The 23,886-nt window shown below is 43.2% G+C and carries 17 protein-coding genes and 5 tRNA genes; 1 reads left to right on the top strand and 21 read right to left on the bottom strand.

The features are described 5' to 3' along the window. Positions 1-345 precede the first annotated feature (345 nt). From htpG to AC0VYT_RS01075, 3 genes are all read right to left on the bottom strand, one after another. Positions 346-2,268 (bottom strand): molecular chaperone HtpG, encoded by a 1,923-nt coding sequence (gene htpG / locus AC0VYT_RS01085; RefSeq protein WP_248130403.1) that lies wholly within the window; start codon positions 2,266-2,268, stop codon positions 346-348. 609 nt (positions 2,269-2,877) lie between these two features. Beyond that, on the bottom strand, positions 2,878-3,477 hold the full coding sequence (locus AC0VYT_RS01080) for an OmpW/AlkL family protein (RefSeq protein ID WP_005017049.1): 600 nt from the start codon (positions 3,475-3,477) through the stop codon (positions 2,878-2,880). 382 nt (positions 3,478-3,859) lie between these two features. Beyond that, positions 3,860-5,272: a Na+/H+ antiporter family protein gene (locus AC0VYT_RS01075; RefSeq protein ID WP_005405221.1), complete on the bottom strand. Its 1,413-nt coding sequence runs from the start codon at positions 5,270-5,272 to the stop codon at positions 3,860-3,862. 306 nt (positions 5,273-5,578) lie between these two features. Between AC0VYT_RS01075 and AC0VYT_RS01070 the strand changes: the two genes are divergently transcribed. Continuing rightward, positions 5,579-6,079 (top strand): DUF4442 domain-containing protein, encoded by a 501-nt coding sequence (locus AC0VYT_RS01070; RefSeq protein WP_005017053.1) that lies wholly within the window; start codon positions 5,579-5,581, stop codon positions 6,077-6,079. A gap of 47 nt (positions 6,080-6,126) precedes the next feature. Here AC0VYT_RS01070 and AC0VYT_RS01065 read toward each other — a convergent pair whose 3' ends face one another. The 18 genes from AC0VYT_RS01065 to AC0VYT_RS00980 form a co-directional block, all read right to left on the bottom strand. Beyond that, positions 6,127-6,438, bottom strand: a complete 312-nt coding sequence (locus tag AC0VYT_RS01065) for a DNA transfer protein p32 (protein ID WP_228131036.1) — start codon at positions 6,436-6,438, stop codon at positions 6,127-6,129. Positions 6,439-6,686: 248 nt separating this feature from the next. Then, a complete protein-coding gene (gene rpoC, locus AC0VYT_RS01060; RefSeq protein ID WP_005023025.1) occupies positions 6,687-10,877 on the bottom strand; it encodes a DNA-directed RNA polymerase subunit beta' in 4,191 nt (1,396 codons plus the stop codon). Between the two features lie 89 nt (positions 10,878-10,966). After that, complete coding sequence (gene rpoB, locus AC0VYT_RS01055) at positions 10,967-15,055, bottom strand: DNA-directed RNA polymerase subunit beta (RefSeq protein ID WP_005017058.1); 4,089 nt, start codon at positions 15,053-15,055, stop codon at positions 10,967-10,969. Positions 15,056-15,359: 304 nt separating this feature from the next. Then, complete coding sequence (rplL, locus tag AC0VYT_RS01050) at positions 15,360-15,731, bottom strand: 50S ribosomal protein L7/L12 (protein WP_005017060.1); 372 nt, start codon at positions 15,729-15,731, stop codon at positions 15,360-15,362. 48 nt (positions 15,732-15,779) lie between these two features. After that, on the bottom strand, positions 15,780-16,286 hold the full coding sequence (gene rplJ / locus AC0VYT_RS01045) for a 50S ribosomal protein L10 (RefSeq protein WP_005017063.1): 507 nt from the start codon (positions 16,284-16,286) through the stop codon (positions 15,780-15,782). A gap of 271 nt (positions 16,287-16,557) precedes the next feature. Next, complete coding sequence (rplA, locus tag AC0VYT_RS01040) at positions 16,558-17,253, bottom strand: 50S ribosomal protein L1 (RefSeq protein ID WP_005017065.1); 696 nt, start codon at positions 17,251-17,253, stop codon at positions 16,558-16,560. Between the two features lie 3 nt (positions 17,254-17,256). Further along, a complete protein-coding gene (gene rplK, locus AC0VYT_RS01035) occupies positions 17,257-17,685 on the bottom strand; it encodes a 50S ribosomal protein L11 (RefSeq protein ID WP_005017067.1) in 429 nt (142 codons plus the stop codon). A 111-nt stretch (positions 17,686-17,796) separates the two neighbouring features. Continuing rightward, a complete protein-coding gene (gene nusG / locus AC0VYT_RS01030; RefSeq protein ID WP_004692772.1) occupies positions 17,797-18,330 on the bottom strand; it encodes a transcription termination/antitermination protein NusG in 534 nt (177 codons plus the stop codon). Positions 18,331-18,337: 7 nt separating this feature from the next. Next, positions 18,338-18,778 carry a preprotein translocase subunit SecE gene (gene secE / locus AC0VYT_RS01025; protein WP_005017069.1) on the bottom strand — a complete coding sequence of 147 codons (441 nt, stop codon included), beginning with the start codon at positions 18,776-18,778 and terminating at the stop codon, positions 18,338-18,340. Positions 18,779-18,854: 76 nt separating this feature from the next. Then, a tRNA-Trp gene (locus AC0VYT_RS01020) sits at positions 18,855-18,930 on the bottom strand. A gap of 53 nt (positions 18,931-18,983) precedes the next feature. Then, a complete protein-coding gene (gene tuf, locus AC0VYT_RS01015) occupies positions 18,984-20,174 on the bottom strand; it encodes an elongation factor Tu (RefSeq protein ID WP_005017071.1) in 1,191 nt (396 codons plus the stop codon). A 160-nt stretch (positions 20,175-20,334) separates the two neighbouring features. Continuing rightward, positions 20,335-20,409 (bottom strand) — tRNA-Thr (locus AC0VYT_RS01010). 16 nt (positions 20,410-20,425) lie between these two features. Beyond that, positions 20,426-20,501 (bottom strand) — tRNA-Gly (locus tag AC0VYT_RS01005). Positions 20,502-20,538: 37 nt separating this feature from the next. Then, positions 20,539-20,622: transfer RNA gene (locus tag AC0VYT_RS01000), tRNA-Tyr, on the bottom strand. 48 nt (positions 20,623-20,670) lie between these two features. Continuing rightward, positions 20,671-20,746, bottom strand: a tRNA-Thr gene (locus AC0VYT_RS00995). A gap of 98 nt (positions 20,747-20,844) precedes the next feature. After that, positions 20,845-22,338, bottom strand: a complete 1,494-nt coding sequence (gene trpE, locus AC0VYT_RS00990; RefSeq protein ID WP_005017073.1) for an anthranilate synthase component I — start codon at positions 22,336-22,338, stop codon at positions 20,845-20,847. 117 nt (positions 22,339-22,455) lie between these two features. After that, a complete protein-coding gene (locus tag AC0VYT_RS00985) occupies positions 22,456-23,127 on the bottom strand; it encodes a phosphoglycolate phosphatase (protein WP_005017075.1) in 672 nt (223 codons plus the stop codon). A 55-nt stretch (positions 23,128-23,182) separates the two neighbouring features. Next, on the bottom strand, positions 23,183-23,842 hold the full coding sequence (locus AC0VYT_RS00980) for an FHA domain-containing protein (RefSeq protein ID WP_005017077.1): 660 nt from the start codon (positions 23,840-23,842) through the stop codon (positions 23,183-23,185). Positions 23,843-23,886 lie beyond the last annotated feature (44 nt).

Genomic DNA, 23,886 nt, shown 5'->3' with positions numbered 1-23,886 from the left:
AAATTAATAGGTAGAAAGATATTGTATAGATCTACAGAGTCATTAAATACAATACGCTGCTATATAGGAGTGTATTCCAATATATTATGAGTCCTCATAGAAACTTATTTAAATATCCAGTTTATAGAGCTTAAAGGTTTAGTTTTTTAGTCATATTAATAGATATTAGTATGGCCAAAATGATAAGGTAATCACTAAGATTATATTACCCCAGTTAATTCTATAATTTGAATTGATTTTATAGATTATTTATTTAAGCCTAAGCTGAATGAAAGTTTTAAATAAACAGATTTATAACCACACCATATAAAAAAGCCTCCCAAAGGAGGCTTTTTTATAAAAATTTTATTTCAGTAATAGACTATTGATACGTTTTAGATAGGCTGCCGGGTCTTCCGGTAAGCCCCCTTCTGCAATCATGGCCTGATCAAAGATTACGTTTGCCAATTCATCAAACTGCTCAGTATTTTCAAGCTTTTGTACCAGCGGATGTTCAGGATTAATTTCCAGAATTGGTTTGCTCTCTGGAATAGGCTGCCCGGCCTGTTTCAGCATACGAACAAGTTGCGGAGAAAGCTCACCTTCAGCTGTAACCAAACAGGCCGGTGAATCAACCAGACGCGTAGTTACACGGACTTCTTTGGTTTTATCTTTCAAGGCTCCACTCAGCTTTTCTACCACCGGCTTAAGCTGTTCCTGTGCCTGTTCAAGAGCTTTTTTCTCTTCTGCATCCTGAAGATCACCCAAGTCCACTGCCCCTTTGGAGATATTCTGCATCGGCATACCATCGAACTCATTTACAAAGTTCATAGCCCATTCATCAACACGCTCAGACATCAGCAGAACTTCAATTCCTTTCTTTTTGAATAATTCCAGCTGAGGTGAGTTTTTGGCAGCAGTTAGACTATCGGCAGTAACATAATAAATTGCCTTCTGACCATCCTTCATGCGTGCTTTATAATCTGTCAGAGAAGTGGTGATTTCATCATTGTTTGAAGTTGCATAGCGTAATAGTTTAAGAATACGCTCACGATTGCTGAAATCTTCTCCTAAGCCCTCTTTCAGCACTGCACCAAACTCAGTATAGAACTGCTTAAATTTTTCCTGGTCTTTTTCATCTTCAGATTTAGCCAAGGCATCAAGCATGGTCAAAATACGGCGCGCATTGCCTTCGCGGATGGTTTTAACATCACGGCTTTCCTGTAGCAATTCACGACTCACGTTTAATGGAAGGTCAGCACTATCTACCACGCCCTGTACAAAACGCAGATAATTTGGAATCAGGTTATCTGCATCGTCCATAATAAAGACACGCTTTACATAGAGCTTGATACCAGCTTTGGCCTCACGAGTGAAAATATCATGTGGTGCTTTACTCGGTACATATAACAACTGGGTATATTCGGTACTGCCTTCAACCCGGTTATGTGCCCATGCTAAAGGAGCTTCAAAGTCATGCGTTAAATTTTTATAAAATTCGATATATTGCTCTTCGGTAATCTCGTTTTTATTACGGGTCCAAAGTGCGCTGGCTGAGTTGATAACTTCCCATTCATCAGTTTTGACCATCTTGCCACCCTTGGCTTCTTCACCTTCGGTCGCTTCTTCTTCCTGCCAGACTTCTTTTTGCATCTGTATTGGCAGGCTGATATGGTCAGAGTATTTATTCACAATCTGTTTAACTTTATAGCTTTCCAGATACTGCAACGCATCTTCACGCAAATGCAGAATAATATCTGTACCGCGAGATACTTTTTCAATTTGCTGAACTTCAAATTCACCAGTACCACCGCTAATCCAGCGTACGCCTTCATTTGCTTCGGCACCAGCACGGCGCGATTCTACTGTAATCTTGTCTGCTACAATGAAACCCGAATAAAAACCGACACCGAACTGTCCAATCAGCTGAGCATCAGATTTTTGATCGCCTGTCAGTTTAGACATAAAGTCTTTCGTACCTGATTTGGCAATCGTACCCAGATTATCAATCGCTTCCTGCTGACTCAGACCGATACCGTTATCAGAAATGGTTATGGTTTTATTGTCTTTATCCAAACTGATACGTACATGCAGATCTGGATCGTTTTCATAATATTCAGGATGGTTGATACCTTCAAAACGCAACTTGTCACAGGCATCTGATGCGTTAGAGATCAGTTCGCGAAGAAAAATTTCAGGATTGGAATAGAGAGAATGAGTAACCAGATGTAATAACTGGGCTACTTCAGCCTGAAAGCTATAGTTTTGTGATGTGCTTTGTTCACTCATGATTCACTCCTTCAGATAAGCAGTCATTTTTATTGAATGCCTTATCAATGGAGTGTGGCTTATATTTTTCAATAGATCCGGGTAAATATTTTTATTTTAAAAAGGTCTTTGTGGGTATGACTATAATCTGTAGCCCTCCGGTTGCTGTAACTTGTATACGTCCTGAAAGCATGCGATAGAGGCAACATACTGGTCACGCAGATACAACTATTTCACCTATTGTTTCTAAATAATGGCAGGAATAGCCATCAGTACTCACTGCTTCACAACAGAATAAATTATCGCTATTTTATTATTCGCATCAGGTAGAGTCTGGTATTGGCAGATGATAGGCTCACTTGAAGTCTGAGTTTTTTCATAAAAAGAACTATGGCAGTAGTGTAAAACTGATATTTCTAAAAATAGTCAGACTGCAATCACATATTTCAATTTAACCGCCTCTTATCTGAAATTAATTTAAAACCGGATTAAAAAGAAACTCTATAGATTAGGGGCAGTGATTTTTAATAAGAATAAAATGAATAAAAGCTCTGAATGATTTTTAATCTTTTTATTGTGTTATACCCTGACGTCCTGTCTGGGTATATGGGTTTTACATATTTCAAAAATTTAGAATTTATAGCTATAGCCGAGTGTATAAACCCACGGATTAATATCCAGCGTACCAATATCTGTACCATTTAAACTCAAGTCAGATTCAACCTGTGCATAACGTACATCGACAAATACTCCCCAGTTTTGTGCATCAGCAGGCTGGAAATTAAAGCCCACCTGTCCGGCTACACCATAGGTCACATCAGCTTCAAGTTTTGCATCAGAACCTTTGAGTTTTTCATCCCATGGCACGGCTACTGTGGCACCGATGCCAACATAAGGTGTAAAACGGCTGGCATTCTTGAAATTATATTTTGCAGTAAGCGTTGGTGGTAAATGTTTAAAACTGGCTTCCCCTACATTTTCCAGAATAACATCATGTTTAAATGGTGTAGCAAGCAGAAGTTCTACAGAAAAAGGGGAATCTGCAAAGAAATATTCTACCGATGGAGTAAAACCAATTTCATTGCTCACGGTTGCTGTTGTGTTTGCAATCGTCCCATTATCATCATTTTGAGGAGCCAATACACTAGCGCCCATTTTCACTTGCCAGTCCCCAGCAAACACAGAAGTAGATAATCCCAGCAAAGCAAAAACAAGTATATTTTTTAACATATTTAAATCACCTCAACAATTAACATTTTTATAATAATCTTGTGTATTAATAATATGCAATAGCATAAATAATATAAATTTTATTTTATTTTTAATATATTGATTTACATTACTTTTATTTTAAATTTACTAAAATACTAGGTTTTAAATTATAAGAAAAAATATTAATCCGAGTAATACAATATAGTTTATTTAAAATATATATTATCAATATAATTATTTATAGACTTAATTATTCATATTAATTTAATCGGATTTATTTTAATTTTAACTTTATATTAAAATAAAATAGGCTCCAGATTATCTCTTTAAACAGCTCATTTTTAAGATGAGCTTAAGAGGATAAATCGGAGCCTTAAAAGAAGCTAATAACCAGATGGATTTAAAGTACCATCGCAGCAATCCAGCCGGAGATAAGCAGCGGAATATTAAAATGGATAAATGTAGGTATCACTGTATCCCAAATGTGATCATGCTGACCATCTATTCCCAAACCGGCAGTAGGCCCTAAAGTAGAATCTGAAGCAGGAGAACCGGCATCACCTAGAGCAGCCGCTGTACCAATCAATGCAACTGTGGCTAAAGGACTAAAACCGAACTGTACACATAGCGGAACATAAATTACTGCCAGTACTGGCACACTCGAGAACGATGAACCAATACCAATGGTGACAAATAGGCCGATAAACAGCATAAGAAATGCAGCCAGTGCATGGTTATCTCCAATTAGATGCACAACCCCATTAACCAGACTATTAATGTCACCGGTATGGGTCATCACTGAAGCAAAACCAGCAGCCGAGATCATGATAAAGCCGACCAAGGCCATCATACGCATACCCTGTACAAATACGTCATCAGCATCTTGCCACTTAAAGATACCTGAAGCAGAAAGTACTGCAAAACCGACTAGACCACCCAGAATCATTGAACCTGAATAGAGTTGAGCAGCCAGAGTTAATGCAATTGCCAGAAAAGCCATGATCATGGTTTTCTTTGAAATAACTGGAGCTTCACTCGCAACCTGCTGTAATTCTTTAGCATCTTCTTCAAGTTTTACTTCACCAATGCGAACAGGTTTATCTAAATCAATAGTGGTGACACGGGTAACCGCTTTATCTACGTAATGGCGTGGTTTACGGTAACTGATGAATACAGCCACTAAAGTACCAAGAAGCATACCTAATACAGGAATAGCCATACCCATAGGCATCATCCAGCGGTCCACATGCAGATTATAGGCGGCCCCAATCTTATTAATATTTCCCATGAGAATCTGCTCAAGGAAAATCGCACCAAAACCGACTGGCAGGAAGATATAAGTCCCCACTAAACCTAGTGTTAAGACACAAGCAGCTGCTCGACGATCCAGATTAAGATGATTCATGACCTTAAGTAAAGGCGGAACCAAGACCGGAATAAAAGCGATATGAACTGGAATCAGGTTTTGAGAACAGATAGCTGAAATCAGTAATATTCCTAACAGCAAAAACTTTACTTTCTTAGCACGTGCCTGAGAGACTTCTGCTCCGAGCAAGCCGATCAGTTTATGTGCCAGTAAATCTGGTAAACCTGATTTAGATAAAGCCAGGGCAAAAGCACCTAATACTGCATAAGCGAGTGCTACTTCGGCACCATCACCCAAGCCTGCATTAAATGCACTTACTGTATCAGATAGGCTTAAACCAGCAACCAGGCCCCCAATCATTGCTGAAATGACTAGTGTCAAAACAACAGAAACTCGCGCGATGGATAAAATAAACATCACGGCAATTGCGATTACGACTGCGTTCATGAATTTAATGAAGAAACAAAAAGTGCCTCATTTTAACAGAATTTTTTCAGTCGCAAGCTTACTATCAGTTGCTATAGAAAACTCATAGGGACCATGCAGATAAGAACCAAATTTAGTCAATATTTTTCAAATATTTATAGTTATTTTGAATTTATTTACTCTAGAGTTTTTATTGATAATTTAACTAATCTGGTTGCAAATTTATATAGATTGACCATTTATTCAGACGAGAACAGTATATGATCAATGCGAGTTTATCTTAGTTAACTTAATATTATTTTATAAAGACAAAAATTATAGGTCCGTATGAATCTTTTAAAGAAACTCCAGAATATTCCTGCAGTGTCCAAATTCATGATTAACCGCTATTCCCCTTATCGCGGTGCCGGAATTATGATCGATCAGATTGATCTGCCCAATTATCATATCCGGGTTAAAATGCCACTGACTCGTAAAAACCAGAATATCGTAGGAACTCATTTCGGTGGTAGCCTTTATTCCATGGTCGACCCATTTTATATGCTCATGCTTATGCACCACTTAGGCAATAAATATATTGTATGGGATAAAGCAGCCTCTATCAGTTTCCTTTCGCCAGGACGCAGCACTGTATATGCCGATATACGTCTAAGCCAGGAAGAACTTGAAGAAATCAGAAGGCTGGCCCACAATTATGAACCTGTCCTTCGTCACTACACCTTAAATATTCTGGATGATCAAGGCGTCAGAATTGCTGAAGTGCAAAAAACCTTATATATCCGCCGTAAAAAATCTAAAACGCTGATTAAACCCTATACTCAAATTTAATCTATGCAAAAAAATAAGCGCATCTAGCGCTTATTTTTTCTGTGCTGTTAGCGACGTCTTTCCTGGATAACTACACCGGCGCCACCACCAAGCGCCCCACCAATTGCAGCGCCAGCATTACCACCAATGACTGCTTCACCAACGACTGCTCCCAGACCTGCACCAATTGCACTACCTGTGGTACTGCCGCGCGTGCCACCTTGAGAATTAGTACCTACGCCTGCGCCAGCCGCTGCACCTAAACCAGCACCGACTTTACCGCCTACTGCATTCCCTGCTCCACCACCTACCGCACCACCTAAAGCCGCCGCACCAATGCGCTGCTCACGAGGTGACATGTTTTCACAACCTGCCAACATAAATACTGATGCAGTGGTCACTGCCAATACGCTAACTAATTTTTTCAAGGTTATTATCCCCTGCTTCTATGCTTTATTAGCTTAGTTTAAATTTATGCAGCAATTCTGATGAATATGTTATGAACTAAGTAAGTATTCAGTAATTTATGTAAAAAACTCATGCACTTTATCAGGTATGATTTATCAAGAAATATCATTTCGCAGCTATAAAAAAAGCACCCTTAGGTGCTTTTTTTAAATTCTAGAACTTAAAGCTCTTCATTCAGTGCTTGAGAAAATGCCTGATCTACTTCAGAGAAGTCATTAGCCAAAGCGAATTCTGCAGCTTCTGCTTCCTGACGACGACGCTCCAAGTGATAAGCCAAGCCTGTTCCTGCCGGAATCAGACGGCCTACTACCACGTTTTCTTTCAGGCCGCGCAGATCATCTTCCTTACCTGTTACAGCTGCTTCAGTTAACACACGAGTAGTTTCCTGGAACGATGCAGCAGAAATGAAGGAGTCAGTCGACAATGATGCTTTGGTAATACCCATCAATTGACGTTCAAACTTCGCAGGAAACTTGTTCTGAGACAGAACTGCCTGGTTCTCTTGAACCACGCGGATATAATCCACTTGTTCACCTTTAATGAAGCTTGAATCACCACCATCAGTGATTTCAACCTTACGCAGCATTTGACGTACGATGACTTCAATATGCTTGTCATTGATTTTTACACCCTGAAGACGGTAAACGTCCTGAACTTCGTTCACGATGTAGTTGGTCAATGCCACTTCGCCTTTCAAACGCAAGATATCATGTGGATTTTGTGGACCATCAGAAATGACTTCACCACGATTCACATGCTCGCCTTCGAACACGTTGATCTGACGCCATTTAGGAATCAGCTCTTCATAAACTTCAGCGCCATCATCCGGAGTAATTACCAGACGGTTTTTACCTTTGGTTTCTTTACCGAAGCTTACTACGCCTGATACTTCTGCCAAGATCGCATGCTCTTTTGGCTTACGTGCTTCAAACAGGTCGGCAACACGTGGCAGACCACCGGTAATATCACGAGTACGTGAAGATTCCTGTGGTACACGGCCAATAACATCACCTACACCAATTGTTTCACCGCTGCGTACAGTCACAATCGTGTTCTGTGGCAGGAAGTAGAACTGTTCACTGCCATCTGCTGTATCAAGTACGATCGCTGGACGCAAATCTTTACCTGATGCAGGACGAGCAGTCACTGGCAGAATCTCAACAGTAGTCATACCTGTTGCATCATCTGTTTTCGATGTTGCAGTCACACCATCAGTAATTTGCGAGAAACGCGCCTTACCAGCCACTTCTGTTACCAGCGGATGGGTATGCGGATCCCAAGTTGCCACAATACCACCAGCTTCTACAGCTTCACCTTCTTTCAGCAGAATGCTTGCACCATACGGCAGTTTGTAACGTTCACGCTCACGACCCAGCTCATCAGCAATACCAACTTCACCCGAACGGGAAACTGAAACCAAGTGGCCTTTAGCATGCTGTACAGTTTTCACATTATGGAAACGTACAGTACCTTTATTACGTACCTGAACACTGTTTGCAGCAGAAGTTCGGCTTGCAGCACCACCCACGTGGAAGGTACGCATGGTTAACTGTGTACCTGGCTCACCAATCGATTGCGCTGCCATAACACCAACAGATTCACCTGGATTCACCAGATGACCACGTGCAAGGTCACGACCATAACATTTTGCACATACACCAAATGCCGAGTCACAGCTGATCACTGAACGTACACGGATTTCATCGATACCTGCTTCTTCAAGCTGAGTAGCAATTTTTTCGTCAATTAACGTATTACGCGGGAAGAGAACCTCTTCACTGCCTGGACGGATCACATCTTCAGCAATCACACGGCCTAGTACACGATCACGTAACGGCTCGATCACGTCACCACCCTGAATGAGTGGAGTCATCGTCAAGCCACCCACAGTGCCACAATCCGGCTCAGTAATGACCAAATCTTGCGCTACGTCAACCAGACGACGCGTCAGGTAACCCGAGTTCGCAGTTTTCAATGCAGTATCGGCCAGACCTTTACGTGCACCGTGAGTCGAGATGAAGTACTGAAGTACAGTCAAACCTTCACGGAAGTTTGCTTTAATCGGTGTTTCAATGATCGAACCATCCGGTTTTGCCATCAGACCACGCATACCTGCGAGCTGACGAATCTGCGCTGCACTACCACGCGCACCAGAGTCAGACATCATATAAATCGAGTTAAATGATTTCTGCTTTTCTTCCTGGCCTTCACGGTTGGTTACACTTACAAATGACAGGTTATCCATCATCGCTTTTGCAACCTGGTCATTAGTACGTGCCCAGATATCCACTACTTTGTTATAACGCTCACCTGCGGTAACAAAGCCCTGTTCAAACTGCTGTTCAATTTCACGAACCTCAGTTTCCGCCTTGTCAATAATTGCCTGTTTCTGTGGCGGAATAACCATGTCTTCCATACCAACAGATACACCAGAGCGAGTCGCTTGACGGAAGCCCAAGTACATTAACTGGTCAGCAAAAATAACAGTATCTTTCAGGCCCAGCTTACGGTAGCAAGAGTTAATCAGTTTCGAGATATTTTTCTTGGTCATCTCTACATTGATCTGCTCGAAGCTTAAACCTTCCGGCACAACTTCCCATAGCAGGCAGCGGCCTGGCGTGGTCTGTACAATGATTGTCTGCTGCTCGCGCTCACCATTTTCATTGATAATGGTCTGGTGTACACGTGCTTTTACGCGGGCATGCATCGCTACCTGACCGGTAGCCAGTGCACGGTTTACCTCATGCGTATCAGCAAACACCATGCCTTCACCTTTGGCATTCACTGCATCACGGGTGATGTAGTAAAGACCTAAGACCACGTCCTGAGACGGCACAATGATCGGTTCACCGTTCGCAGGAGACAGGATGTTATTAGTCGACATCATCAGTGCACGTGCTTCAAGCTGGGCTTCAAGCGTCAATGGTACGTGTACAGCCATTTGGTCACCGTCAAAGTCGGCGTTAAATGCGGTACATACCAGTGGATGCAGACGAATTGCCTTACCTTCAATCAGGATCGGTTCAAACGCTTGAAGACCCAGACGGTGAAGTGTTGGCGCACGGTTTAGCATAACCGGGTGCTGACGGATAACATGAGCAAGAACGTCCCAAACTTCTGGAGTTTCGCGCTCAACCATTTTCTTGGCAGCTTTAATGGTGGTTGCTTGGCCTGAAGCCTGCAATTTTGCAAAAATAAATGGCTTGAACAGTTCAAGTGCCATTTTCTTAGGCAGACCACACTGATGCAGTCGTAGAGACGGCCCTACCGTAATTACTGAACGGCCAGAATAGTCAACACGTTTACCCAGCAAGTTCTGACGGAAACGACCTTGCTTACCTTTGATCATGTCTGCCAAAGATTTTAAAGGACGTTTGTTAGAACCAGTAATGGCACGACCACGACGCCCATTATCCAGCAATGCATCTACAGATTCTTGAAGCATACGTTTTTCATTACGTACGATAATATCTGGAGCAGCCAGGTCAAGAAGACGTTTTAAGCGGTTGTTACGGTTGATCACACGACGGTAAAGATCATTCAGATCAGAAGTCGCAAAACGGCCGCCCTCAAGTGGAACTAACGGACGAAGATCTGGTGGAAGTACTGGCAGTACATTCATCACCATCCATTCCGGCTTATTGTTCGACTCTTTAAAAGCTTCCATCAGTTTAAGACGTTTTGATGCTTTCTTGAGCTTGGTCTCAGACGTAGTTTGTGGAATTTCTTCACGCAAACGAGAGATTTCTGCTTCAAGATCGATATCTTTTAACAGGTCTTGAACAGCTTCCGCACCCATTTTTGCGGTGAATTCATCACCGTGTTCTTCAAGTGCGTTGTAGTATTCTTCATCAGTAAGCAACTGGTATTTCTCAAACGGAGTCATACCCGGATCAGTCACTACATAAGATTCGAAATACAGTACACGTTCAATATCACGCAAGGTCATGTCAAGAAGCAGACCAATACGGCTCGGCAATGATTTCAGGAACCAAATGTGTGCCACTGGAGAGGCAAGCTCGATGTGACCCATACGTTCACGACGAACTTTCGCAGTTGTTACTTCAACGCCACATTTTTCACAGATGACGCCTTTGTACTTCATACGCTTGTATTTACCACACAAGCATTCGTAATCTTTTACTGGACCAAAAATTTTGGCACAGAATAAACCGTCGCGCTCCGGTTTAAAGGTACGATAATTAATTGTCTCAGGCTTTTTCACTTCGCCGTGAGACCATGACTTAATCATTTCTGGTGACGCAAGACCAATACGGATACGGTCAAATTCAACCGGTGCATGACCGTCTGAATCCGTTTTCTTACGCATGATATCGAGCAAGTCTTTCAATTTTTTTCTCCGTGTGCCGGTGGGCACATTGCCCGCCCGGCTGGGTCACAAATATTGTTTTTACCTGAAAAGGTGAAAGGTCCTAGACCTTAGTCACCATTTTTCAGTTCAATGTTGATACCTAAAGAACGGATCTCTTTGGTCAATACGTTGAACGATTCAGGCATGCCCGGATCCATATAATGGTTTCCATCTACAATATTCTTATAGATGCGGGTACGGCCTTCAACGTCATCCGACTTCACGGTCAGCATCTCTTGAAGAGTATATGCTGCACCGTAAGCTTCAAGTGCCCAGACTTCCATCTCACCGAAACGCTGACCACCGAATTGTGCTTTACCACCAAGCGGCTGTTGCGTTACAAGAGAGTAAGAACCGGTAGAACGCGCATGCATCTTGTCATCCACCAAGTGGTTGAGTTTAAGCATATACATGTAACCTACAGTTACCGGACGGTCAAACTGTTCGCCTGTACGTCCATCAAACAGGATCTGCTGGCCAGAACGTGGCAGTTCTGCAAGTTCAAGTAACTCTTTGATCTGGCCTTCTTCGGCACCATCAAATACTGGAGTTGCCAGTGGCACACCCTTGCTGAGGTTTCCTGCAAGTTTCAAGATTTCATCATCAGTCAGTGTATCAAGCTGTTCTTGCTCACCACCGACTTTATTGTAAATCTTATCAAGGAAATCACGCAGTTCAGCAATAGCACGCTGCTGTTTAAGCATCTTGTCGATCTGCTCACCCAAACCTTTTGCAGCAAGACCCAAGTGTGTTTCCAAAATCTGTCCCACGTTCATACGTGATGGTACACCTAGCGGGTTTAATACCACATCAACCGGAACACCATTGGCATCATGTGGCATGTCTTCTACAGGCAGGATTTGTGATACCACACCCTTGTTCCCGTGACGACCCGCCATTTTATCACCCGGCTGGATACGACGTTTAACTGCCAGATAAACCTTCACAACTTTCAATACGCCATGAGTCAGCTCATCACCCGTAGAAAGCTTGCGTTTCTTCTCGGCAAACTTCTCGTCAATCTCGGTGCTTTTCTCTTTCAAGAACACCTGGATCTGGGTTAAACGTTCAGCAATCGCTTCATCGCTTGGCTGGATTTCGAGCAGATCAATCAGTTCAAGGCCAGAGAGCAATTCTTCAGACAGTTTCTCACCACGTTTGGTATTTCCACCGCCGTTAGACACCTGATCTTTCAGCAAACGTACAATACGTTCACGAGCCGCTTCTTCAAAGATTTTATATTCTTCTTTCAAATCTTTACGATAAGCGTCAAGTTGTGCTTTCTCAATCGCCAGTGCACGGTCATCTTTTTCCAGACCATCACGTGTAAACACCTGAACGTCAATTACCGTACCTTTGGTACCTGATGGAACACGTAAAGATGAATCTTTTACATCAGCTGCTTTCTCACCGAAGATAGCACGAAGCAGTTTTTCTTCAGGTGTGAGCTGAGTTTCACCTTTAGGTGTCACTTTACCAACCAGAATATCGCCAGCCGTTACTTCTGCACCGATATAAACAATACCGGATTCATCCAGTTTAGAAAGCGCAGCTTCACCTACGTTTGGAATATCTGCAGTAATTTCTTCTGCACCCAGTTTGGTATCACGTGCTACACATGACAATTCCTGAATGTGAATAGAAGTTAAACGGTCTTCCTGAAGTACACGTTCAGAAAGCAGGATTGAGTCTTCGTAGTTGTAACCATTCCAAGTCATGAATGCAACACGCATGTTCTGACCAAGCGCTAATTCACCACCATCCGTAGACGGGCCATCAGCCAGTACATCACCACGACCAACTTTATCACCCAGATTCACCAGAACTTTCTGGTTAATACAGGTATTCTGGTTTGAACGTGTGTATTTGATCAAGTTGTAGATATCTACACCCGCTTCACCCGCAATCATCTCGTCTTCGTTAACACGAATAACTACACGTGACGCATCTACGAATTCAATGGTACCGCCACGTTTTGCAATTACACATACACCTGAGTCACGTGCAACATTCGCTTCCATACCTGTCCCTACTAGCGGTTTGTCCGCAATCAGTGTCGGTACAGCCTGACGCTGCATGTTTGAACCCATCAATGCACGGTTGGCATCATCGTGCTCAAGGAATGGAATCAGGGATGCTGCTACAGAAACTACCTGCTGTGCAGAAACATCCATATGCGTAATACGCTCTGGAGCCATACGCACAAATTCGCCCTGGTAACGTACAGAAACCAGCTCTTCGGTTAAATAACCATCTTTATCGAGTGCAGAGTCGGCCTGAGCAATCACAGTTCCTACTTCTTCAATTGCAGACAGATATTCAACTTCATCTGTTACACGGCCATCTACCACTTTACGGTAAGGCGTTTCCAAGAAACCAAATTCATTGGTTTTTGCGTATACAGACAGCGAGTTAATCAGACCGATGTTTGGTCCTTCAGGGGTTTCAATCGGACACACACGACCATAGTGGGTCTGGTGTACGTCACGCACCTCAAAGCCTGCGCGCTCACGGGTCAAACCGCCTGGTCCAAGTGCCGATACACGACGCTTATGTGTAATTTCAGATAGCGGGTTATTCTGATCCATAAACTGGGACAACTGGCTTGAACCAAAGAATTCTTTGATTGCAGCAGCTACCGGTTTAGCATTGATCAGGTCCTGTGGAGACAGGTTGTCAGTTTCTGCCTGTGACAGACGCTCTTTAACTGCACGTTCAACACGGACCAGACCTACACGGAACTGGTTCTCAGTCATTTCACCTACAGAACGGACACGACGGTTACCCAGATGGTCAATATCATCGACCTCACCCTTACCGTTACGAATTTCAACTAAAGTACGTAACACATCGATGATATCTTCATTCGAGAGAATACCTTCAACTTCACGTGACTTCTGGTCAGTTCCTACTTCGTATGGGCGACCTAAACGACGGTTGAATTTCATACGACCAACAGGTGACAGGTCATAACGCTCAGAAGAGAAGAACAGGTTATTGAACAGGTTCTCAGCAGCTTCTTTTGTTGGCGGCTCGCCTGGACGCATTACCTTATAGATCTCAACCAGGGCTTCTTCACGGCCACTTGTTGTATCTGCACGTAAGGTATCTGCCACGAATGAACCACGGTCAATATCATTGGTATACAAGATATTAAACTGCTTCACGCCACCTTCAGCAATCTTCACCATGATTTCATGGCTCAGCAAGGTATTCGCAGCAATTACATCTCCTGATTTCAGGCTAATATCTTCAGCAGTAATCCGTTCGTACAGGTACTCATCAGGAACTGGCAGTTTAGTCAGGCCAGAAGCTTCCATTTGACGTACATGACGTGCATTGATACGTTTACCCTGCTCAACAATCACTTTGCCATCATTGTCAGCAATATCGAACTGCGCCATTTCACCACGCAGGCGTTCAGGCACGAGATCAATCTGATAACTGCCCATATCCAGATACACAGGGACTTTCTCATAGAACAGATCCAGAATCTGTTCATTGTTATAGCCCAGCGCACGCATAACTACAGTAGCAAGTAATTTACGACGACGGTCGATACGTACATATACCAGATCTTTGGCATCAAACTCAAAATCAAGCCATGAACCACGGTAAGGAATAATACGTGCTGAATACAACACTTTACCGCTTGAGTGGGTTTTACCCTTGTCATGGTCAAAGAATACACCCGGTGAACGATGTAACTGAGATACGATTACACGCTCGGTACCATTGATGACAAAGGTACCATTTTCAGTCATGAGTGGAATTTCACCCATATAGACTTCTTGTTCACGAACATCTTTGATTGATTTTGTTTCGCGATCTTTAATGATCAGACGAATCTTTACGCGCATTGGTGCCGCATAGGTTGAGCCACGAAGAATACATTCGCGGACATCAAACTCGGGTTTACCAAGGCTATACTCAACAAATTCTAAAGCAGCATTGCCAGAATAACTTTCTATAGGAAAAACTGAACGAAATGCGGCTTGGAGACCGATATCTTCGCGGTTTTTTGGAGTTTTGCCGTCTTGCAGGAAAGTACGGTACGAGTCGACTTGAATAGACAACAGGTACGGTGCTTCCATGACTTGGGGCAATTTACCAAAATTCTTACGGATCCGTTTCTTTTCGGTATATGAGTATGCCATCTGGAGTCCTCGGAAAGTAAACCAAGCCCGCCTGCAGAACGGGCTTAGAAGGAATTACGCAGGCCGATATGGCCACCACTTTTTACAAAAGCTGCAATCTTGAGTGGTATGAAAACGCTTATCAATATTTTCAAATCAAAAAATATTGGTAAGCGTTTGAATTTATTTGATTTATTATTAAATTAACTGATATATTCAGCAAACTAACAAAAATCGAGCCGATTATTGTAACGCAAAAAGGCTGATGACCCAAGAGCCATCAGCCATTTTATGGAGCCGATTAAAAAATCGACTCCTTAAAGAATTACTTAAGAGTAACTGTAGCACCAGCTTCTTCAAGTTTTTTCTTAAGCTCTTCGCCTTCTTCTTTAGAAACGCCTTCTTTAACAGCTGAAGGAGCGCTTTCAACAAGATCTTTCGCTTCTTTAAGACCAAGGCCAGTTGCTTCACGAACTGCTTTAATTACAGCAACTTTGTTTGCGCCGAAAGAAGTCAACTCAACATTGAATTCAGTTTGTTCTTCAGCAGCAGCAGCGCCAGCACCTGGAGCAGCAGCAACAGCTACAGCAGCAGCAGATACATTGAATTTCTCTTCGAAAGCAGAGATCAGTTCAACAAGCTCAAGAACAGTTTTTTCAGCAACTGCATTTAAGATTTCTTCGTTAGTTAAAGCCATGAGAGTAACTCCAAATGGATATTGAATGGTGTGAAAGTAGATTTAAGCTTAAGCAGCTTCTGACTCGTTTTTCTCTTTGAGCGCAGTAATAAGGCGACCCAGTTTCGAGATAGGAGCCTGAAGAACATTGGCAAGCATAGTAAGTGCTTTTTCTTGGTTTGGAAGATTCGCGATTACGCTAACTTCAGCACCTTCATAAACCTTGCCATCAAAGGCAGCAGCTTTAAGTTCAAATGCTTTGTTAGTTTTAGCAAATTCTTCAAACAAGCGTGCAGCTGCACCCATGTCATCTTCAGAAGTTGAGAAAGCCAAGATTGTTGGGCCAACAAGGTTGTCATTCAAGATATTGAATTGAGTATCTTGAAGAGCACGCTTAGCCAGAGTGTTACGCACGATACGTGTAGTAACACCAAGCTTACGAGCTTCAACACGAAGAGCAGTTAACTGCCCAACTGTCAGACCTTGGTAGTCAGCAACAACAGCTGAGAACGCTTTAGAAGCAACTTCACTTACTTCTGCAACGATCTGTTTTTTGTCTTCGATAAGAAGAGCCATTGTAAAACCTCCTAACGGTGATTTATGTACCCAAACAGGTACACTCCCAATTCGTAAATCCAATCACTGGACTTACACGCGGAGGAGGAATAAATCACACCACCGCGTCTACGCAGGCTGGGCTATTAAGAGTTCAGGTACAAGACCTTCCCTCGCCTGAGGTCTTTGACGCTAATAGGCTTTAACCTATCAATTCAAAGTCCACTCCAGTTGCTAAAAATTTATATTTCCAAGCTACTGGAGATTTTAAGAATTCTGTCTAAGAATAAACTTAGTTAGAAACGTTGCTTACATCAACAACCAGACCAGGACCCATAGTAGAGCTTAGTGTGATTTTCTTGATGTATACACCTTTTGAGGTCGCTGGTTTAAGTTTTTTCAAATCAGCAATCAAAGTTTCAACGTTTTGACGAACAGCAGATGCTTCAAAGCCAATCTGGCCGATTGCAGCATGGATAATACCTGCTTTGTCTACACGGTAACGTGCTTGACCTGACTTTGCATTTTTAACTGCATTTGCCACGTCAGGAGTTACAGTACCCACTTTCGGGTTTGGCATTAAGCCACGTGGACCAAGGATCGTACCCAATTTACCTACAACGCGCATAGCATCAGGCGCAGCGATCACAACATCAAAGTTCAGATCACCACCTTGGATGCTCTCAGCAAGGTCATCAAAACCAACAATATCAGCACCAGCTGCTTTAGCTGCTTCTGCTTGTGCACCTTGAGCAAAAACTGCAACACGTACAGTTTTACCAGTACCTGCAGGAAGCGTAGTCGCACCACGAACAACCTGGTCAGATTTACGTGGATCTACACCCAGGTTTACTGCGATATCCAAAGATTCTTTGAATTTCGCTGCTGGAAGGCTGCTTAGAACCTGTACTGCTTCTTCTAAAGTGTAAACTTTGTTTGCTTCAATAGCAGCAGCAATGGCTTTTTGACGTTTAGTTAACTTTGCCATGTCTTATAGCTCCACTTCCAAGCCCATAGAACGCGCAGAACCAGCGATGGTACGTACACGTGCGTCTAAATCAGCACCAGTTAGATCTGGTTCTTTAGTAGTCGCAATTTCTTCTAATTGAGCACGAGTCAACTTACCCACTTTAGTTTTGTTAGGTATAGCTGAACCTTTTTGGATACCAGCAGCTTTCTTAAGCAGAATTGCTGCAGGTGGAGTTTTCATGATAAAAGTAAACGATTTATCATTGTACACAGTGATCACGACAGGAATTGGCAGACCTGGTTCAACCTTTTGTGTAGCAGCATTGAATTCTTTACAGAATGCCATGATGTTTACACCACGTTGACCTAGTGCAGGACCAATCGGTGGAGATGGATTCGCTTTACCAGCTGGAACTTGCAGCTTGATATAGCCGTCAATCTTCTTAGCCATTATTAAATACCTCTGGGTACAAACGCCGTCAGGCTCCCCGACTTATTCATGTAACAGTAATCGTTACCATAACAATGCCCGACGAATCGGGCGTTTTAACACCAACCTAGCTTAAACTGATTTTTCGACTTGTCGAAACTCGAGTTCAACCTGTGTAGGTCGGTTAAATACATTGATGGTCAACGTTAAACGTGACTTTTCGTATAGAACTTCTTCCACCACACCTTTAAAGTCGGTGAATGGACCGTCAATTACGAGTAATTCTTCGCCTGGTTCAAACATCGTCTTCGGACGTGGTGCTTCACCAGTATTGCGTACACGAGCAAGAATCGCATCTGCTTCACGTTGGGTAATTGGCGCCGGTTTCTCAGCCGTACCACCAATAAAACCTAAAACTTTTGGACATTCTTTAACAATGTGCCAAGTTTCATCATTCATTTCCATTTCGACCAACACATAGCCTGGAAAGAACTTACGTTCAGATTTACGTTTCTTACCATCCTTCATTTCTACCACTTCTTCGGTAGGAACAAGGACTTCACCAAAGCTATCGGCTACAGCGCTACGCTGGATTCGATCATTAAGTGAACGCATCACTTGTTTTTCATAACCTGAATAGGCATGAATAATGTACCAACGTTTCATAGCTCTCTTACCCGATAATAAACTTCATTAACCAGCCCAAAATGTAGTCAAAACACCATAATAAAATGGATGCAACAACTACAACCGCAAGCACCTGCCAAGATGTGGTCATGGTCTCTTGCTTCGTTGGCCAAGTCACTCGACGCAGCTCAATTCGTGAGTCTTTCAACAAACGAGCAAAGCCTTTGCCTTGATGGGTGGCGTATAATAAACCGAATGCCACGATGATACAAGCCAAAATTACCCCAACGCGCACCCAAATATCATTTGCAGGCGCCCAATACGCTGGCAGATGCTGGTTCACCAAAGTCGCACTGATTAATAAGGCTAAAGCAATAAGCCATAGCACAACATCTAGCACAGACCCGGAACGGACAACTTCAGCAGGATTATTTCTTTGAGGAATTGGCGCGTCGCTCAATGCGTCACGCGATTTATCATTCGACATTTTTGTACTCGTCGTAGGATTCGCGACTTATTATATGACAATTCAGCCAGCATCAAGCTTTTTTATTCAGAAAAAGTGGCAGGCCAGGAGGGACTCGAACCCCCAACATTCGGTTTTGGAGACCGACGCTCTACCAATTGAACTACTGGCCTGTAAGACAAGCCGCAAATCAGGGTTCACGGCTTGAAGATTCAACTATTATATATTATGCAGTTACTTTCGCAACAACACCAGCACCTACTGTACGACCACCTTCACGAATCGCAAAACGCAGACCAGCGTCCATCGCGATCGGGTGGATCAGCTCAACTGACATCTCAACGTTGTCACCTGGCATAACCATTTCAACGCCTTCTTTCAGCTGGATCGCACCAGTTACGTCAGTTGTACGGAAGTAGAACTGTGGACGGTAACCATTCAGGAATGGAGTGTGACGACCACCTTCTTCTTTAGAAAGTACATATACTTCTGCATCGAATTTAGTGTGCGGCTTGATTGTACCTGGTTTAGCCAGTACCTGACCACGCTGAACGTCTTCACGTTTAGTACCACGTAGCAGAACACCACAGTTCTCGCCTGCACGACCTTCGTCAAGCAGTTTACGGAACATTTCTACACCCGTTACAGTCGTTTTAACTGTATCTTTGATACCAACGATTTCAACTTCTTCGCCGACTTTAACGATACCAGACTCAACACGGCCAGTAACTACTGTACCACGACCTGAAATTGAGAATACGTCTTCGATTGGCATTAGGAATGCTTTGTCGATTGCACGTTCTGGTTCTGGAATGTAAGTGTCAAGCGCTTCAACCAGAGCAAGAACTGCAGACTCGCCATACTGACCGTCGTTGCCGTTCAGTGCTTGAAGAGCTGAACCACGGATGATTGGAGTGTCATCACCTGGGAAGTCATAAGTAGACAGGAGTTCACGAACTTCCATTTCTACCAGTTCAAGTAACTCTTCGTCATCAACAAGGTCACATTTGTTCAGGAACACGATGATGTAAGGTACACCAACCTGACGAGAAAGCAGGATGTGTTCACGAGTCTGTGGCATTGGGCCATCAGTTGCTGCACATACAAGGATCGCGCCGTCCATCTGAGCAGCACCAGTGATCATGTTTTTAACATAGTCAGCGTGGCCCGGGCAGTCTACGTGAGCGTAGTGACGAGTTGGAGAGTCATATTCTACGTGTGAAGTATTAATGGTAATACCACGCGCTTTTTCTTCTGGTGCAGAGTCAATTGCTGCGTAATCTTTCGCTTCACCGCCGTAAGTTTTTGCACAGATTGTTGCAATCGCAGCGGTTAAAGTTGTTTTACCATGGTCAACGTGACCGATTGTGCCCACGTTTACGTGTGGCTTATTACGTTCAAACTTGGCTTTAGCCATGATGATCTTCCTCGTTTACGTCGAAACCAGCTTAAGAAAACAGCCCTGAGATAACTCAGCTCATCGACCCATTGTCTAAAAACAGACACCCAATACTTGAAAAGCAGACTTAAAAGCCTGCTTTTTAAAAACTTTGTAGAAAAATCTACTAAACTGTATCTGGAGCTCTTATCCAGATTTGAACTGGAGACCTCTCCCTTACCAAGGGAGTGCTCTACCACTGAGCTATAAGAGCGAAATTTAGCTTTAAATGGAGCGGGAGACGAGGTTCGAACTCGCGACATGCAGCTTGGAAGGCTACCGCTCTACCAACTGAGCTACTCCCGCATTGTTGGTAATTGACCACTACATTTAAAGTAAAAGTTGGTGGTGGGAGAAGGATTCGAACCTTCGAAGCTTACGCGGCAGAGTTACAGTCTGCTCCCTTTGACCGCTCGGGAATCCCACCAATCGCACTTATTTCAGTGCTTTCCTCTACAAAATTACACACTTTAGATGGTGCCGGCACACGGATTCGAACTGTGGACCTACTGATTACAAGTCAGTTGCTCTACCAACTGAGCTATGCCGGCGCTTCTTAGTGTTTCGTACGTTTCGTATCGGAACGGTGTGCAGTTTAGCAAAACTTCGCAGGCATGCAACAGTTTTTTTTAAAAAAACCCTCAAAAACTCATAAAATCAATCCGTTTGATGATAATTCAACCGCTTTGATCACTGCGCGAGCTTTTATTTGAGTTTCATTCCATTCAGATTCAGGATTCGAGTCAGCGACCAGCCCCGCTCCAGCCTGCACATAAACCTTATTTTCACGAATCACACAAGTTCGAATAGCAATCGACATATCCATTTCACCATGCCATCCCAAATAACCTACAGCCCCACCGAAAATCCCACGTTTAACTGGTTCGACTTCATCAATAATTTGCATTGCGCGGATTTTAGGAGCGCCAGAGAGTGTTCCAGCCGGAAAAGTAGCTTTAAATACATCTAGTGCATCAATACCTTCACTTACTTCACCTTGCACATTTGAAACAATATGCATGACATGTGAATAACGCTCAATAACCATGCGGTCCGTCACCTGTACCTTACCGATTTGTGAGACTCGACCGATATCGTTACGCCCCAGATCAATCAGCATTAAATGTTCGGCAATCTCTTTTTCATCAGATAAAAGGTCCTGTTCAAGCGCCCAGTCTTCTTCCTTAGTTTTACCACGCGGACGGGTTCCTGCAAGTGGCCGTACAGTTGCTATCCCATTTTCCAGACGAGAAAGAATTTCAGGCGATGAACCTACAATATGAAATGGCTTGCCATCAGTTAAAGTTTGGCCTTGTACTAAAAATAAATAAGGTGACGGATTAAGGTGACGTAATGCACGATAAACCTGCAATGCCTCTCCATCAAACTCAGATACCATACGGTGACCTGGCACTACCTGCATTACATCACCAGCCCGGATATACTCCTTAACTGTCTCAATCGACTCAAGGAATCTATCTTTCCCGGTAAGAGACTCAAAATGTGGTGGGGTGTGTGGATAAGCCTGCAAGCTGATTGGTGTATTCAGTATCTGTTCCAGATGATCGAGTTGTAACTGCGCACGCTGATAGGCTTCAGGATCATTGATATCTGCATGTACAATCAAAAACAGCGTATCTTTAAGATTATCAAAAATAATGACTGTTTTTGACAGCATCATCCATATATCTGGCAAGCCCACTGGATCTGCTTGCGGCATATTATTGAGCTTGGGTTCAATATAGCGCACTGCATCATAGCCAAAATAACCGACCAGCCCTCCTGTAAAACCGGGTAATCCGGGTAACAACTGCGCATCAGGTACTTTAAACTGAGCCTGGAAGTCTCGAATAAACTGGAACGGGTCATCACACAGCTGGGTGGTAAGCTGGCCATCAGTAGCTTTTACAGTGAGTTCTCCCTCATTACAAGAAAATACTACAGATTCACCCAAGCCAATCATTGAATATCTGGCCCAGTTTTCACCCCCCTCAACCGATTCAAACAGATAAGCTTGACTATGGTGTTTTAAACGCGCAAATACGGACAGTGGAGTTTCGGTATCTGCCAGACGCTGACGGTAAACAGGGATCAGGTTATAGCCGGCATGTTTAAGTGATTCAAACTGGTTTAGGGTGGTCATACGGGGACTCTTGATTGTTTTTCGGTAAGTTAGGCATCAGGCTTTAAAGCTATGTTATGTCGCCATCGAAAAACCATACTGTCGTCCATTGCTGTATCCTTCACTTTCTAAACTTTTTCAATGATCAATTAATTCTCTTAAATCATCTACGACCTGCTGTGGAGCCGAGTCATGAATATCTTCACCATGATTATAACCATAGCTTACGACAATACAATCAACCCCTGCACGGCGCGCTGCCTCAATATCATTGCTTGAATCACCAATTAATAGTGTCTGTTTCGTATTACTCTTGAGAACATCCATACAGTGCAGTAGAGGTAGAGGATGCGGTTTTTTATGTTCCAAGCTATCACCACCGACCACCAGTTTAAAATACTGGTCCAGCCTTAATTCATAGAGCAAGGCCTCAGCCAGTTTTTGTGGTTTATTGGTCACACAAGCTAAAGTAATATTTTGCCGGACGGCATAGTCAAGAAAATCAATTACTCCAGGAAATGGCTTACTGTCCACACAAATACCAGCAGCGTATACTTCTAAAAATTCTGCGTAAAGCTGCTGATGCTGACTCGGTTCAACTTCACCCAGAAGATTAAGTAATACGTCTTCACATAGTTTAGATGCACCTTTACCTACCCATTGCCGAATCTGTTGTTCTGTAACCATCGGAAGTTGCAGGGTATTTAAGCTAATATTCATCGCTCTAAACAGATCAGTGGCTGAATCTACCAGCGTTCCATCCAGATCAAACAGGATTAAATTGCGTGTTGTAAGTTGAGCAACTGTCATATTTTTTATCCGGATAAAAAGGCATGCGAGCATGCCCATGAATGTGACTATATAATTATTTAAAGAATACCCATGCAATCACTGCCAGAATAATCAGCACGATCACTGTCATTAAGCCTACTGATGCATTTTTCTGTTGCTCTTTTTCTTCAGCAACACGTGATACAGGCTGTTCCAGTGGCACGGACTGAGGTTCTGGCTGCACTTTAGGCTGGACAGTTTCAGGAATTGGCGCGGGCTTAGGAATATCTACTCGCTGCGGCATCCCTTCACGGCTAACCGGAACTTCTGCACGTTCAGTCAGGCTCGGCATACCTTGCTCGTTCATCTGCTCTGTAGCAGTTTTTTCAACCACAACTGACTGGGTGGACTCAACCACTGGCTCCATTTCAACTTCTGGCTCATCATCCTGCACTGCATCTGCTACAGGTGCTAAAATTGAGAACTTAAGACTGGCAAATTGCAGAATGTCACCATCTTTTAGCAAGGTTTCATGGTCAATCCTGACATTATTAACAAAAGTGCCATTGGATGAATTAAGGTCCTGTACCCAAAGTCCCTGATCTTTTAACAGCAGGGCAGCATGGCGGCGGGAGATTTCCGCAGACTGTAACAATACATCAGCGTCCTGATGGCGGCCCACCAGCATGTCATGGGTAATACTGATTTCCTGCCCCGTAATATCACCTGTAATTGCTTGTAATTTCCAAGTCATAAACTCATCTCTTGTGATTTTTTTATATCATAACATGCCTTATT

The organism is Acinetobacter sp. QJM3NY_42, assembly GCF_056173745.1.
This window is presented reverse-complemented; position numbering and strand designations above follow the sequence as displayed.